Consider the following 15,254-nt stretch of genomic DNA (forward strand, 5'->3'; position numbering starts at 1 on the left):
CCACCGGGTCGGCGGTCCCGGTGGCGCACGCGGGGGCGGCAGCAGTCGCAGGGCCGACCGGCTGGGGACCCGGCCGGCCGGGCGGGCTCCGACACCCGGCCCGACGCGGCTGCTGCCGCCGGCTCCTCAGCCCGAGGTGCCTCCGACTCGGAGGCACCCGCCCCGGACGGCGGATCCCCTCACCGCACGCCGCCCGGGGTGACGGTGCAGGGATCGTCGGCGACCAGGACCACAGGGACCCCGTCCACGACGATCTCGACCTTCGTCGAGGGCGCGGCACGCAGAGTGAAGATCCACTCCGCGTGGCCGAGGTCCACCTCCACGATGTCGCCGCGCCAGTACACGCTGAACTGCAACCGCTCGCAGCGCGCCGGGAGCCGGGGGTCGAACGAGAGCCGGTCGGACAGCGCACGCATACCGCCGAAACCGTGCACGGCGATCTGCCACGTCCCCGCTGCGGCGGCGATGTGCATGCCCTCCGCGGTGTTGCCCTGGTTGTCGTCGAGATCCACGTAGGCCGAACGCTCGAAGTAGCGCACTGCCGACTCCGCGTCGCCGACCCGGAGCCCGAGGACCGCGTGGATCGCCGGGCTGAGCGAGGACTTGTGCAGCGTCCGTTCCTCGTAGAAGCGGAAGTTGGTGCGCTGCACCTCGACCGGGTACTCCCTGGGCAGCAGGTACATCAACATGAGGACGTCGGGCTGCTTGAGCAGCGTGGTGTCCTCCAGGTTGAAGTGGTGGTAGCCGGCCGGGTACCGGGGCATGTCGTTGTCGTCCCAGCTCTCGATCGGCAGCTCGCGCAGTCCGAAGTAGCCGTCGAACTGCTCGATCACCCCCGAGGAGAGCTGCACGGGCGGACGGACGCGCGCGGCGGCCGCGACCCACCCGTCGACCTCGGCGCCCGAGAGCCCGATCTCGTCCGCGATCTCGGCGAGCCGCTGCGGAGCGGTGGCACCGAGCCGCCGGTGCAGCGCAGCCCCCTGTTCCAGGTGCCGGGCCACCATCCGGTTGGTGAACGCGTTGTCGGTGACGTGGCTGTGGAACTCGTCGGGTCCCATCACGTTCGTCAGGCCCAAGCGGCCGTCGGCGCCCTCCTCCAGCCGGGACGCCCAGAACCTGCTGGTCTCGAACACGATCTCGGCCCCGGCCGCGAGCAGGAACTGCTCGTCGGCGGTGACCGCCACGTACTGGTCGACGGCGTGCGCCACGTCTGCGGAGACGTGCAGCTCCTCCTCCCGCGTCCAGAACCGGCTCGTACCGTCCGGTGTCCAGCGCGGGCACTCCTCCCGCCCGGTGTCCGCGGACTCCCACGCGAACCGGGCACCGCGGGTGCCGTTCTCCGCCGAGACCACGCGGGCACCGGGGAGCGTGTGGTGCCGGTAGGCCAGCAGCGAGCGGGCCGTGCGGGGCTGGGTGTAGAGGTAGAACGGCAGGAGCAGGATCTCCGAGTCCCAGAACACGTGACCCCGATAGCCCTCACCGGACAGCGACTTGGCCCCGACGCTGACGGTCGGGTCGTCCGGGTTCGCGGCGATCAGCAGGTGGTAGACACCCAGCCGCAGGGCCAGCGCGTCCTTGTCGTGCCCCTGGACGCGGACCTCGCTGTCCAGCCAGAGACGTGCCCACACCGCGGCGCTGGTCCGGCGCACGGCGTCCACCCCCGCCCCGCGGTGCCGGACGACGGTCGCGGTGGCCCTGGCGAGCGGGGCGTCGCGCTGCCCGGGATCGCGGGACGTCGCGATCCCCACGAACTTGTGCACGCTCACCGGAGCCCCGGCCCCGGCCCGGAAGACCAGCCGGTCGGCCACCCGCTCGTGGTCGGTGAGCTGCTCGTGGTCGGTGAGCCGGCTTCCGCCGTCCGCCGAGGGCTCCGGGACGACCGCGGCCGAGTACGCGATCCGGACCCCGGAGTCGATCGTGCCGGTCACGAGGTGTGCCGTGCCGTCGCCGGAGAACCCCCGGTCGACGATCGCGAGGTGGGTCGACCGGGCCCACTTGTCCCACCGCCGGGCCGGCGGCAGGTCGAGGCCGTCCGGGTAGTGCGGCAGCCGGTCGAGGTTGCGCCGCCGGCCGTCGACGCCGGTCTCGATCACGATCTCCGCGTCGTGGTCGAGCGGTGTCACCTCGATCTGCAGCAGGCAGAGGTCGCGGTCGGCCATGCTCGCCGTGCGCGAGGTGCGCAGCCGGGTACGACGCCCCGCGGGATCGGCGAACACCGTGCTGCGGTGCAGCACCCCGGTCCGCAGGTCCAGCACCCGCTCGTGCTCGACGATCTCCGAGGAGTCGACGTCGAGCCGCATCCCGTCGACGCGGACCAGGGTGTCGAGCCAGTCCGGGGCGTTGACGAGATCGACCACCGGCGAGTCGTGTGCGTCGTACACCCCGGCGAGGTAGGTGCCGGAGAGCGCGCCGAGGTGCCCCTCCTCCAGGGCACCCCGGGTCCCGACGCGGCCGTTGCCGACCGTCATGACGGTCTCGTGGTAGCCGGCCGCGGCTGGGTCGAACCCCCGCTCGACGAGCGCCCACCCGGGATCCGGTGCGCTCATCGGACGACCGCCGGACCGTAGGCGGACCGCACCTGCCGTGCCGTCCGCTCCAGATCGAGGTAGACGTCGAGGCCCGGCCCGGAGGCACGCTGCGCGCCCATCGCGTTGCCGTACCGCGCCGCGGCCACGAAGTCGGCGAACTGCAGGTGGCCGTACGCGAGACCGGCGGCGAACGAGTCCCCGCACCCGGTGGTGTCCACGACGTCCGGAACCTCGATCCGCGGGACGAGGTGCTCCCGCACCGCGCCGTCGGGGCCCCGCTCGTACAGGGCGCAGCCGTCCTCGTCGAGCGTCACGCAGACGGCCCGGACTCCCCGGTCGATGCAGTGCTCGGCGAACCTCGGCAGCTCCGCACGCGGGAGCGGCGCCCCGACCGCGGCCGGGTCACCGCCCGGGGACGGGAACCAGCTGCGGCCCGCCTCCTCCAGGTTCATCTTGAGGATGTCGACGTGCGGCAGCCACTGGTCGCGGTCGATCCACAGTCGCCGGGTCCGGCGGCCGCCCGGCGCGACGCTGACCGTGGGCCCGTGGCCGTCGAGCAGGATCGTCCCCGTGCCGTGCTGCCGCAGGTGCGCGAGGGTGGCCACGGGCACCTCGTAGTCGGTGATCGGCACGCAGACGAACGCGTCGGCACCGATCACCGGTGCGACGTCCTCTGCGGTGATCGGGGGCATGAAGCCCGCCTGCAGCTCCTCGCGCCGGTTCTGGTCGAGGTAGGTCAGGTCGATGACATCGCCGCGGTCGGCGTGCGACCGCACGAGGGACAGGTCGACGTTGCCGAGCTCGCCGAGCAGGTCCTCGATCACCTGCTGGTCCTCCCTGCGGACGTGGACGACCGGGACGACCCGGTCGTCCGGGCCGAGCAGCGCCGCCAGGGCCGCCGTCGTGTAGGTGACGCAGCCGTAGGAGTCGAACACCTCGCCGCGGTGGGTGGTGACGTGGTCGCGGGGGATCGGGCCGAGCACCGCGACCGTGCGATGGGACCGGTCGGTCATGACATACCTCCCCTCAGGCGGTGCCGGGCTCGGGCGCCGGGCGCATCCCGGCCTCCATGTCCTCCAGCGAACGTCCCTTCGTCTCGCTCACGAACCGCACGACGAACAGCAGGGAGAGCACCGCGAACAGCGTGTACAGGCCGTAGGCGAAGCCGAGGGAGAAGGAGGCCAGCGACGGGAAGGACACCGTGATCAGCCAGTTCGTCGTCCACTGGCCGGCCGCGGCCAGCGACAGGCCGGCCGCCCGGATCCGGTTCGGGAACATCTCCCCGAGCAGCACCCACACCACCGGGCCCCAGGACATGCCGAACCCGATGACGAACAGGTTCGCGGCGACCAGCGCGATCGGGCCGGCCGCGCCGGTCAGTTCGAGGTCACCCGCGGCGTCGGTCCCCGCCGTCGCGAAGCAGACGGCCATCGCACCGAGCGCGACCGTCATCAGGGCCGAGCCGATCAGCAGCAGCGGCCGTCGCCCGATCCGGTCGACCAGCGCGATCGCAATGAGGGTCGTCGCGATGTTGACGACCGAGGTGAAGACGCTGATGCCGAAGGAGGCGCTCTCCTCGAAGCCCACCGCCTGCCAGAGGTCGTTCGAGTAGTAGAAGATCACGTTGATGCCGACGGCCTGCTGGAAGATCGAGAGGAACAGCCCGATCCAGACGACCGGCCAGAGCCCGCCGCCGGGCCGCCGCAGGTCCCGCCAGGACGGCTTGGCCGCGCCGTCGGTCGTGGTCGCCCGGATCCGGTCGATCGTGATCTCGAGGTTCTTCTCGCCGAGCAGAGCGGTCAGGACCTTGCGGGCCTCGGGGATCCGCTGCTGGGCGATGAGGAACCGCGGCGATTCCGGGATCGTGCCGGCCAGGACCCCGTAGACGACGGCCGGGACCGCCATGCACAGGAACATCCAGCGCCAGGCCTCCAGCCCGAACCAGAGCGGTTCGCTCGCGCCACCCGCCAGCTCGGCCAGCACCCAGTCGATCAGCAGGGACAGGAAGATCCCGCCGACGATCGCCAGTTGCTGCAGCGAGCCGAGCCGGCCCCGGATGCGGGCCGGCGAGGTCTCCGCGATGTAGGCGGGCGCGATGACCGACGCGATACCGACGCCGAATCCACCGACGACCCGCCCGATGATGACGAGTTCGAGGTTCGGCGCGATTCCGGTGACGATGGCGCTCACGAAGAACAGCACCGCCGCGATCTTCATGACCTGCAGCCGGCCGATGCGGTCCGCGATGCGGCCCGCCAGGAACGCACCGAGCGCCGCCCCGAGCAGCGCCGAGGCCACCGCGAAGCCCAGCGCGGCCTCACTGATCGCGAAGATCTCCTTGATGGAACTGGTGGCGCCGTTGATGACGGCGCTGTCGTAGCCGAAGAGGAGGCCGCCCAGCGCCGCGACCGACGCGATCCGGACCACTCCCCTCCCGCTGCTCTCGTCGTCGCCGTCGAAGATCGACGGCTCCTCACTGATCGGACCGTGTTCGCTCATGCGCGGGACCCCTTCGGCCGCAGACGGGCAGCACGGATCGAACGGGTTCGCCGTCGGCGACACCGCTCGGAGACGTGGCCGTGAGTCGGATGACCGCGGTCGGAGAACGGTCACCGCGGCGTGGGGGTGACGTTAACCAGGGTTCGTTGTGTGCACAACCTCTCGCCGGAAACTCGCTATACCGTTCGTTCGGCGAACGACGATGGGATGTGGTTCGCCCCCTCCAGGGCGACAGCAGCCGCACCGAGTACGTGTGCCCGCGCGCCGAGCCCGGCCGTGGTCAGCCGCGCCTGGTCGGTCGCGCTCGGGATCCCCCGCCGGGAGACCACCTGCCGGATCGGTTCCAGCAGCAGGTCGTCGGCCTGGGCCAGCTCGCCCCCCACGACGATCATCTGCGGGTTGAGCATGTTGCAGACGTCGGCGATCGCCGCCCCGACCCGCAGGCCGACGTCGTTGATCACCCGGGCGAAGGCGCGTTCACCGGCCCGGGCCCGCGCGACGACCTCGCCGATCGCCACGTCCCGCTCGAGCAGCGGGCGCAGCAGGTCCGCCACGTGCCGGGCCGCGATCAGCGTCTCCAGACAGCCCCGGTTCCCGCACCGGCACAGCGCCCCGAACTCGTCGACGGTGGTGTGCCCGATCTCGCCGGCCGTCCCGGCGGGGCCGCGGTACAGCCGCCCGTCCATGATCAACCCGGCTCCGACGCCCTCGGAGAGCTTCAGGTAGACCAGGGCGTCCACCCCGGACCCGCGACCCCACCGCTGCTCGGCGAGGGCGCCGAGGTTGGCGTCGTTGTCGACCACCACCGGCCGGCCGAACGCCTCCGCGGCCAGCCGGGCCGCCGGCAACCCGACCCAGGTCGGCAGGATCGTGAGCGAGCCGACCCCGCCGGTCCGGGTGTCGATCGGCGCCGGCAGCCCCATACCGATCCCGGCCAGGTCGTCGATCCCGGCGCCGAGCTCGGCCAGCACCTCTCCCAGCAGGCCCGCCGCGAGTGCCAGGCCGTCCCGGGCCGGCAGGCCGGGCGCCAGCTCCGCGCGGCGCTCGGCGGTGATCAGCCCGTCGGCGCCCGCCGTCGCGACGGTCACGTGCCGGTGCCCGTAGTCGACGCCGACCGCGACGCCTGCGGCCCCCGCCCGCAGCCGGACCCGGCGCCGTCGGCCCACCTCGGCGACGGTGACGAGGCCGTCCCGCCGCAGGTCACGGACGATCGTGGAGACGGTGGCCGGCGCGAGGCCGGTCCGGCGGACGAGATCGGCCTGGGTCGGCGCCTCCCCCGCCGTCCGCAGCCCGGCCAGTACCCGGTCCCGGTTGGCACGGCGGAGCGCGGCCTGCGAGCCGGGGCGGTCGGCCGGGGACGGGTCGGGCATGCCGGGCCTCCTGTCACGCCGGGCGGGGCGTCCGGCGTCTCGATCGTGGAGCGGCACGCTCCATGTTCGAGAGTTGAACACAGAGTGTGCCGGACGTCCACCCGGAGCGGCCCGGCCTCACGGGTCCCGGCGGGCCGCCCGCTCCTCGCCGCGGCGCACCGTCCGGGCCACCCCGGCCACCAGCACCGGCCACAGCTCCCACGGCAGGAGGTGACCGGTGTCGGGATGGATCTGCAGCTCCGATCCGGCAATCGCCTCGGCGATGTCCACCGCCGCGCACCAGTGCAGGACATCGTCGTCGCGGCCGTGCACGACCAGCGTCGGGACGGTGACCTCCCGCAGCCGGTCCAGCCGGTCCGGCGCCCGGCGCAGTGCCGACCACTGCCGGGCGTAGCCGTCCGGTGCGTAGCCGCGGTCGTAGGCCTCCCCGGCGACCCAGCGCAGCCACTCGTGCTGCCAGCGGTAGCGCGGCGTCCCGGACGGCCGGGAGGACTCGACGGCGGCGTCGACGGCCTCGGCCCTGCTCCGGCGCGGTGGTGCGACCCGCAGCTCGGGCCGGTCGCCGTGCAGGACGTAGCGCGGGTCGCGGCCCGGGATCGAGCTGAGCAGCCCGAGGCTGCGGACCCGCGCGGGATGGTCGATCGCCGCCGACTGCGCGATCATCGCCCCCATCGAGTGCCCGACGAGGTGACCGGCGGCCACGTCCAGGTCGTCGAGCACCCGCACGACGTCGTCGCCCATGTCGGACAGCTCGTAGCCGCCGTCGACGTCGGCGGGGCCGCCGAAGCGCTGCGAGCGGCCGGTGTCGCGGTTGTCGAGCCGCACCACCCGCAGGCCCTCGGCGACCAGCAGCGCCACCAGCGCCTCGTGCCACGCGACCAGCTGGGCCCCGCCCCCGGCCAGGAGCACGACCGTCGGCGCCGCCGGCGGGCCCGTCACGTCGTAGTGGATCTCGATCCCGTCAGCCCTCGCGTACGGCACGGTCGGTGCTCCTCCCTGGTCGGCCCGGCCTCAGCGGCCGGGGTCGTCGTCGAGGTCCAACGGCCGGCCCAGGACCGGCACGGCGCGCAGCAGCTCCTCGGTGTACGGATCGGCGGGCGCGTCGAGCACGGAGGCGGTCGGTCCGTGCTCGACGACGCGGCCGGCCCGCAGCACCGTCACCTCGTCGCTGACGTAGCGCACGACCGCCAGGTTGTGCGAGATGAACAGCATGGTCAGCGCCAGCTCGTCCTGCAGCTCGCGCAGGAGGTTGAGGACCACGCCCTGCACCGAGACGTCCAGCGCCGAGGTGATCTCGTCGGCGATCAGCACGGCGGGATCGGCGGCCAGTGCGCGCGCGATGGTGATCCGCTGGCGCTGCCCGCCGGAGAACGAGACCGGCAGCTCGCCCGCCCGTCGCGGGTCGACGTGCACCCGGTCGAGCAGCGTCCGCACCCGCTCCTCCCGCTCCGCGCGGCCGGGCCGGGCGCCGGTGGCCAGGAGTCCCTCCGCGACCGACGCACCGACCGGCATCCGGGGGTCGAGCGCCGCCATCGGGTCCTGGAACACCAGCTGGACCCGGCGGCGGGCGGCACGGGTGCCGGCGGACCGGACGGTCAGGTCGGCACCGTCGAGCAGGACGGAACCGGACCGGACGCCGACGAGACCGACGGCGGCCCTGGCCAGGGTGGACTTGCCCGAGCCCGACTCGCCGACCAGACCGTGCGTGGTGCCGGGCCGCACGAGGAGATCGACGCCGTCGAGGACCGGGCGGGCCGCGCGGCCGCGGCCGTAGGTGACGTGCACGTCGCGGAACTCCAGGGCGGTCACGTCCGGGTCTCCGCGAGTGGGCCCGGCTCCGGCGGGGCGAGCACCGGCAGCGGCCGGTCCCGGTCGGTGCCGAGATCCGGTACGCAGGCGATGAGCCCGCGGGTGTACCAGTGCCGGGCCTCGTGCAGCCGGCGCGCGTCCAGCTCCTCGACGACGACGCCCTCGCGCATCACCACGGCCCGGTCGCAGAACCCGCTCACGAGTGCGATGTCGTGCGAGATCAGCAGGATCGCGGCCCCCGTGGAGCGTCGGGCGTCGCGCAGGGCCCGCAGGACCCGGCGCTGCACGGTCACGTCCAGCGCGGTCGTCGGCTCGTCGGCGACGATCAGCCGGGGCGACCCCATCAGGCCCATCGCGATCATCGCCCGCTGGCGCATGCCGCCGGACAGCTCGTGCGGCAACTGCCGCAGGCGGCGCTCCGGATCGTCGATGCGCACCAGCCGGAGCTTCTCCACGGCCCGGCGCCGGGTCGCGGCGCGGGAGTCGCCGGCGTGCGTCTCGCTCGCCTCGCGCAGCTGCAGCCCGACCTGCAGGGCGGGGTTCAGCGAGCTCTGCGGGTCCTGGAAGATCATCGCCTGCTCGAGCCCGAGCGTCCGGCGCTCGGCCGGTCCGGGTGCGCGGGTCATGTCGATACCGCGGAAGCGCAGGTGCCCGGCGGTGACGAGCGCGTCCGGGCCGAGCAGGCCGGCGACCGCCATCGCGGTCACCGACTTGCCGGAGCCCGACTCCCCCACGATGCCGACCACCTCGCCGTCGCCGACCCGCAGGTCCACGCCGTGCACCCGTTCCACCGGCGCACCGTCGGCACCGCGGAACGCGACCCGCAGGCCGGCGACGTCGACCACCGCGGGCTCCCCCGGTGCGGCGGGTGCCGGAGCCCCGTCCCGTGACCCACGGCCCGGCGCGACGACCCGCCCGCGGCCGCGCCGCTCGCTGAGCAGCTCACCGAGCAGGGCGAACACCACCCCGGTCACGACGATCGCGATGCCGGGCCCGACCGCCGCCATCGGCTCGGTGTAGATGCGCTGGGCCCCCTCCTCCAGCAACCGGCCCCAGTCGTACTCCGGTGCCTGGACGCCGAGTCCGAGGAAGGACAGTGCCGCGAACGACAGCAGGGTGACCGAGGCGTGGATCGCGGTGTTCACCACGAGCGGCGGCACGATGTTCGGCAGCACGTGCCGGGCGGCCGTGCGCAGCGGCGAGCTGCCCAGCATCCGGGCCGCGTGCACGTACTCCGCACTCGCCACCGAGGACGCCAGGGTGTTCACCAGGCGGGCGAACACCGGGACCCCGGCCAGCCCGACGGCGAACATCGCCCCGGTCGCGGTGGCGCCCCAGATCACCGAGAAGAACAGCGCGAGCAGCAGCCAGGGGAACGACAGCAGCAGGTCGATGAACCCGCCGACCACCCGCCGGGGCACCCGCGGCAGCAGCGCCGCGACCACGCCGAGCACCACCCCGCCCAGCACCGACATCGCCGTGGCACCGAGGGTGAGCAGCACCGAGAGCCGGGTGGCCACGAGCACCCGGGCCAGCAGGTCGCGGCCGAGCTCGTCGGTGCCGAAAGGGTGCTCCGGGCTCGCCGGTGACTGACGCTCGGCGATGTTGCGTTCGGTCGCGGCCGCACCGAGCAGCGGCTCCGCGAACACCGCGACTACGACCACGGCGAGCAGCCCCACCACGACGAACAGGCCCTGCGGGGTCATCAGCGTGCGGCTCAGCCGCGCGGACGTCGTCGGCACCGGTTCATCCCTCCGCGATCGACGAGCGTGGGTCCAGCGCGGCCAGGGCGAGGTCGATCAGCAGGTTCGCGGCGAGCACGAGCGCGGCGTACACGAGCACCAGGCCCTGGATCAGCGGGTAGTCGCGGGTGGCGATCGAGGACACGATCGTCGATCCGATCCCCGGGATCACGAACACCGTCTCGACCAGGACCGTCCCGGCGACGAGGCTGGTCAGGACCACCCCGCCCGCGGTGAGGCTGGCGGTCACGATGTTCGGCAGTGCGTGGCGGGCGTGCAGCAGCCGGCCCGGCAGGCGCTTGCTGCGCGCCGTCGTGAGGTACGGCGCGGCCAGCACCCGCAGCATCTCGACGTGCACCAGGCGGGCCAGGTACGCGAGCGGGCCGACGGCCAGCGCGGCGACCGGCAGCACCAGCTCGGCGGGTCCGCCCCAGCCGGCCGGGGGCAGCGCGCCGAGGCCCACGCTGAAGACCGCGATCAGCAGCACCGCGAGCAGGAAGTTCGGGATCGCCACGAGGACGCCCAGGAATCCCGAGACCGCGAGGTCGAGCGTCCGGCGCCGCCCGGCGTACGCGGAGACGGCGGTCGCCACCCCGATCGGGAAGGCCCCCACGGCGGCGATCGCGAACGACACCACCGCGAGCAGCAGCGTGGTCGGCAGGCGCTCGGCCAGGATCGCGGTGACCGGACGCTGCGAGGTGACCGAGACCCCCATGTCCCCGGTGACCAGGCCACCGAGGTAGCGCACGAACTGCTCTCCGACCGGCAGGTCGAGACCGAGCTGCACGCGCAGTGCCGTCACCGACTCCGGCGGCGCCGTCGGTCCCAGCGCCGCGCGTACCGGGTCACCGGGTACGAGCTGAACGAGGAAGAACACGGCTACCAGCACCACGGCCAGCGAGATGCCGGCCCGGGCCAGCCGTTGCAGCAGGAACGCCGCGCGCGGGGACCCGCGGCCCACCCGTCCGGCCACCGCGGGCGGCGGGGTCACCGGTGCCGCCGGTGGGCCGGTCACGGCGTCAGCCCCGCATCCGGATCGAGGTCGGGGTGATCGAGCCGGGCATCTCGAACGTGGCGCCGCGCATGTAGGTCGGCGACCGGGTCTCGGCCAGCGGGAACACGTCCACCCGGTCGACGAGCTCGGCCTCGGCCTGCTGCCACAGCCCACAGGCCTGCTCGGCCGACGGTGCCGTGGCCGCCTGCCGCGCGAGCGCCTCGTACTCCGGGTTGTCGACGGCCATGAAGTTGTAGCCGCCGTTCTCCGAGGTCTCACCGAGGAAGAACAGGCTCAGCACGACCGGGCTGCCGGGAGTCAGCTGGATGAACCCGGTGTCCCAGTCGTAGCTCTGGTAGAGGTCGGTCGACCAGCCGGCGGGGTCCTCGGCCACCAGTTCGGTGGTGACGCCGACGGCGTTCCACTCCTGCTGCAGTTCTTCGGCGGCGGCCCCGTGCGACGGGGTGCCACCGTCGTAGAGGAACCGGATCGTCAGTGGCTCGCCGTCCCTGGCCCGGCGCCCGTCCGGGCCGGGGATCCAGCCCGCCTCGTCGAGCAGCGCACCGGCCGCGGCGAGGTCGGTCGCCGGGAGCTGCCAGCGTGGGCCGCCCGCGACGCAGGACAGCGGGGTCTTGTTGACCAGCGAGACCGGTTCGACGTACTCGCCGTCGGTCACGAGCTCCCCGACCGCGGCGCGGTCGAGGGCCAGCGTCAGCGCCCGGCGCACCCGCTCGTCGGAGGTCGGCCGGCCCGGGCGCTCGTTGAACAGCATCTCGCCGATCGGGTTCAGCACGCCGACCGAGTCCAGCCCGGCGGCCTCGATCCGCCTGCGGTCGGTCCCGGCGATGGACGCGGCGTTGAGCTCGCCGGAGAGCAGCAGGTTCGTCGCCGTCCCCTCGTCGGTCACGACCCGGCCGACGATCTCATCCGGCAGCCCGGCGGTCTCGCTGGTGACGTCGCCGGGGCCCCAGGTGTAGCCGTCCCGCCTGGTGTAGGTGTACGAGGCACCCGGGGTGGCGGAGCTCAGCGCGTAGAGCGCGGTGCCGTTCGTGCGGTCGGTCAGCGAGCCGGGGTCGTCCAGCCCGGCCTGGCAGACCATCTCGACCGCGCCGGTGCCCGCGAGCAGGAACGGGTTGGTCGTGGCGCTGGTGACGGTGAGCGTGTCCCCCTGCGCCGTGGCGGTCGTCCCCGCCGCGACCGACGACCCGTGCCCGAACGTCCCGTTCGCGGGGTCGGCCTGGTACGCGATGTTCGCCGCGGCCGTCCGTGCGGTGAACGGGCTCCCGTCGGCGCAGGTGATACCCGGTTTGAGGGTGTAGGTGACCGACGTCGGGCTCTGCTCCCAGCTCGCGGCGAGCCACGGCACGATCTCGCCCTCCGGGGTGATGTAGGCGAGCGACTCGTAGCCGTAGCGCACCAGGCCGCGCTGGACGAGCGAGACCCCGGTGAACGGCGAGAGGCTGCCCGGGTCGTCGTTGAGCGCGACGGTGAACGTCCCGCCGGACACGATCTGCCCCGGATCCCCGCCGGGGTCGCCGGACGAGCCGCACGCGGCCAGGACCAGCGCCGCGACCGAGACGACCGCCGCGGCCGCCGTCCTCCGGAGCTGTCGGGTCATCAGGTGTCCCTCCGTTCGGTCCGGGCGAGCGGGCCGGCTGCCTTGACCGACACCCGCAGCGTCGGGCGTGCGCTGTAGGACACCGGCGTCTCCAGGACGTCGACGACCTCGACCAGGCGAGGATCGGCCCCGGCGTGCACCGCGCGGTCCACCGCCTGTCTGCTGACGGCGTCGATGGCGGCGGCGCGGTCGGCGACCTCGCACATCCGGTCGGCACGACCACCGGCCAGCGCGATCGCCGCTCCGACCGCGTTCGCGACGTCACCGCGGTCGGGACGCACCACCGCACCGGCCCCGGGCACCCGGTCCGGCACCAGGAACCCGCCACCGCCGACGACCACCAGCGGCAGCCCGACCCGGCCGAGCGACATCCGTTCGACGGCCGATCCGATCCGGTCGTGCGCCTCCTCCAGCGCCGCGCGCAGGGCCGCACCGTCGGCGCCGTCGAGCGGGGGCAGCGTGCGGCCGGTGACCGGACCGGGGCCGGCCAGGGCGGCGGCGTCGGTCAGGGTCGCGGTCGGGCCGCCGAACAGCAGCGCCTCGGTGGTGATGCGGTGGCCGACCGAGTCGGTGAGCAGCGCCCCGCGCCCGGTGTCGACGACGGTGCCGCCGCCGACCCCGAGGCTCAGCACGTCCGGCATCCGGAAGTTCGTCCGCACCCCACCGATCTCGCGGGGCAGCGTCGACTCCCGCGGGAAACCGCCGTTCAGCACGCCGAGGTCACTGGTGGTCCCCCCGACGTCGACGACGATCGCGTCGTCGGCCCCGGACAGCCGGGCGGCGCCGCGGATCGAGTTGGCCGGCCCGGACCCGATCGTGAGCACCGGGTAGCGGGCCGCGTGGTCCAGGGTCATCAGCGTGCCGTCGTTCTGGGCGAAGAACGGCGCGGCGTCCAGCCCCTCCTCGGCGACGACCGTGACCAGCGCGCCGGTCACGTCCCGGGCGACCCGGTGCAGGGCGGCGTTGAGCACGGTCGCGTTCTCCCGCTCCAGCAGCCCGAGCGGCCCGATCTCGTGGCTGAGCGAGACCGGTACGTCCACCCCGGCCCGCTCGTGCACCAGCGCGGCGACCTCCAGCTCCTGGTCCGGGAACGACGGACCGAAGATTCCGCACACCGCCACGGCGTCGAACCGGCCGGCGAGCCCGTCCAGGAAGCGCCGGATGCCGTCGGGGTCGAGCGGGGAGATGGGGTACCCGTCGACCAGGTGCCCGCCACCGGCGAGCAGCGACCCGGCCAGGACGGTCGCGCGCAGCTCGTCCGGCCAGCCCACGAGCGGCGGGTAGTGGCCGGAGGCGGGGGCGCCGAGCCGCACCACCGCGATCCGGCCGAGGTCGCGGCGGCGCACGATCGCGTTCGTCGCGTGGGTGGTCCCGAGCATCACCCGGGAGACCTCGGCGCGGCGTCCGCCGAGATCGCCCAGCACGGACCGGAGCGCGGCCCGGACCCCGCCGGTGACGTCCGCCGTCGTGGGCTGCTTGGTCCAGGCCAGCACGGTGTCGTCGCCGTCCAGCACGACCGCGTCGGTGTTCGTCCCCCCGACGTCGATCCCCACCGACAGCTCGCGCGCCCGCCCGGTCACCGCAGCGCCCCGGCGGCCCGGGCCCCGTCGAACGGGACGTAGTCGAGGTCGTAGCCGAAGGCGCGCGGGCCGGTCAGCTCGATCCCGCGAGCTGTGCGCCACAACGGGTCGCAGGCCCAGGCGAGCACGCTGACCCGCTGCCCGAAGCGCAGCAGCTCGGTGGAGATGGCGTGGCCGGTCTCGGAGTCGACCACGGTGACGAGGTCGGGGACACTGACCGTGACCGCGCCGTCCTCGATCACCACCAGGTTCTCGTTCTGGATCTCGATGCGGAGCAGCCGCCCGCGGTCGGGGCCGACGCCCTCGACGGTGACCGACCCACGGGTGAAGCCGCCCTCGGTGATGCGCTCGATGTCGATCACCTTGCCGGAGGCGAGGACGGCGGCGCCGAGTTCCGCGGCGACGTCGGCGACCGGGTCGGCGGAGCCGAGCAGGCGCCGCCCGACGGCGATCGCCCGCCCGACGGTGCCCTCGATGACCGCGCCCTTCGCCGTCTCGGCGGTGAGCGGATAGTGCGCGCCGAGCGCGATGCCGCCCGCGGCGACGGTGAAGGCGCGGGCGTGGCGCTCCAGCCACGCCATGTCGACGGTCCGGAACACCGCGACGTTGCCGACGACGTCGGCGTTCACCGCGAACCCGCTCGGCAGCCCGGCGACGTTCATCGAGATCATCGTGCCCTTGGGGAAGGCCCGTCCCATGCCGTCGGCGTCGAGCACCGCGAGGCCCGAGGACGCGGCCCAGCCGACCGGCGCGACGCCGTTGCTGCCGCCGATCTCGGCCGCCATGATCGCGGTCACCGGACGGTCGAGCAGCCGCTGCACCTCCGCCAGCAGGGTGGGTGCCTGCGCGCTCGCCCCGAGCATCTCGATGCCGACCGACGGGGCGCCGATCGCGGACATCGTGATGACCAGGTCGTCCGGGCCGAGCTCGTCGACGTCCAGCAGCCGGACCGGTCCGTGCTCGGCCACCGCGGACTCCACGGCGAGCTGCACGGTGTGCACCGCGCCCCCGCCGCCGGTCCCGAAGACGGCGGCCCCGGCCGCGAGCGGCGCGACGTCCGCGCGGGTGATGCGCCGCGGGTCCGCGGCCGCCGTGGTGCCCATGCAGCGAGGCT

At 74.0% G+C, this 15,254-nt stretch carries 11 protein-coding genes; all 11 read right to left on the reverse strand.

What is annotated here, in order from left to right; genetic code table 11:
- Positions 1 to 179 precede the first annotated feature (179 nt).
- On the reverse strand, positions 180 to 2,546 hold the full coding sequence (locus tag AFB00_RS26950; RefSeq protein WP_068799511.1) for a glycoside hydrolase family 65 protein: 2,367 nt from the start codon (positions 2,544 to 2,546) through the stop codon (positions 180 to 182).
- Complete coding sequence (locus AFB00_RS26955) at positions 2,543 to 3,541, reverse strand: carbohydrate kinase family protein (protein ID WP_068799512.1); 999 nt, start codon at positions 3,539 to 3,541, stop codon at positions 2,543 to 2,545. The genes AFB00_RS26950 and AFB00_RS26955 overlap by 4 nt, the downstream gene beginning before the upstream one ends.
- 13 nt (positions 3,542 to 3,554) lie before the next feature.
- On the reverse strand, positions 3,555 to 5,027 hold the full coding sequence (locus tag AFB00_RS26960) for a sugar porter family MFS transporter (RefSeq protein ID WP_068799513.1): 1,473 nt from the start codon (positions 5,025 to 5,027) through the stop codon (positions 3,555 to 3,557).
- Positions 5,028 to 5,203: 176 nt separating this feature from the next.
- Positions 5,204 to 6,397, reverse strand: coding sequence for an ROK family transcriptional regulator (locus tag AFB00_RS26965; protein ID WP_068799514.1), 1,194 nt, complete (start codon positions 6,395 to 6,397; stop codon positions 5,204 to 5,206).
- Between the two features lie 117 nt (positions 6,398 to 6,514).
- The gene (locus tag AFB00_RS26970; protein WP_068799515.1) at positions 6,515 to 7,378 is read right to left on the reverse strand and encodes an alpha/beta fold hydrolase; all 864 of its coding nucleotides are present in this window, start codon (positions 7,376 to 7,378) and stop codon (positions 6,515 to 6,517) included.
- Positions 7,379 to 7,408: 30 nt separating this feature from the next.
- The gene (locus AFB00_RS26975) at positions 7,409 to 8,206 is read right to left on the reverse strand and encodes an ABC transporter ATP-binding protein (RefSeq protein ID WP_068799516.1); all 798 of its coding nucleotides are present in this window, start codon (positions 8,204 to 8,206) and stop codon (positions 7,409 to 7,411) included.
- Entirely contained in the window at positions 8,203 to 9,948 is a 1,746-nt protein-coding gene (locus tag AFB00_RS26980) for a dipeptide/oligopeptide/nickel ABC transporter permease/ATP-binding protein (protein ID WP_068799517.1), read from the reverse strand. Before AFB00_RS26980 ends, AFB00_RS26975 begins: the two co-directional genes overlap by 4 nt.
- Positions 9,949 to 9,952: 4 nt before the next feature.
- Positions 9,953 to 10,963 (reverse strand): ABC transporter permease, encoded by a 1,011-nt coding sequence (locus AFB00_RS26985; RefSeq protein WP_231974095.1) that lies wholly within the window; start codon positions 10,961 to 10,963, stop codon positions 9,953 to 9,955.
- Positions 10,964 to 10,967: 4 nt separating this feature from the next.
- Positions 10,968 to 12,560 (reverse strand): ABC transporter substrate-binding protein, encoded by a 1,593-nt coding sequence (locus AFB00_RS26990; RefSeq protein ID WP_068799518.1) that lies wholly within the window; start codon positions 12,558 to 12,560, stop codon positions 10,968 to 10,970.
- The gene (locus AFB00_RS26995; protein WP_083275857.1) at positions 12,560 to 14,140 is read right to left on the reverse strand and encodes a hydantoinase/oxoprolinase N-terminal domain-containing protein; all 1,581 of its coding nucleotides are present in this window, start codon (positions 14,138 to 14,140) and stop codon (positions 12,560 to 12,562) included. The genes AFB00_RS26990 and AFB00_RS26995 overlap by 1 nt, the downstream gene beginning before the upstream one ends.
- Entirely contained in the window at positions 14,137 to 15,243 is a 1,107-nt protein-coding gene (locus tag AFB00_RS27000) for a DUF917 domain-containing protein (RefSeq protein ID WP_068799519.1), read from the reverse strand. Before AFB00_RS27000 ends, AFB00_RS26995 begins: the two co-directional genes overlap by 4 nt.
- Positions 15,244 to 15,254: the final 11 nt, after the last annotated feature.

It is taken from the genome of Pseudonocardia sp. HH130630-07 (assembly GCF_001698125.1).
Lineage (GTDB): Bacteria > Actinomycetota > Actinomycetes > Mycobacteriales > Pseudonocardiaceae > Pseudonocardia.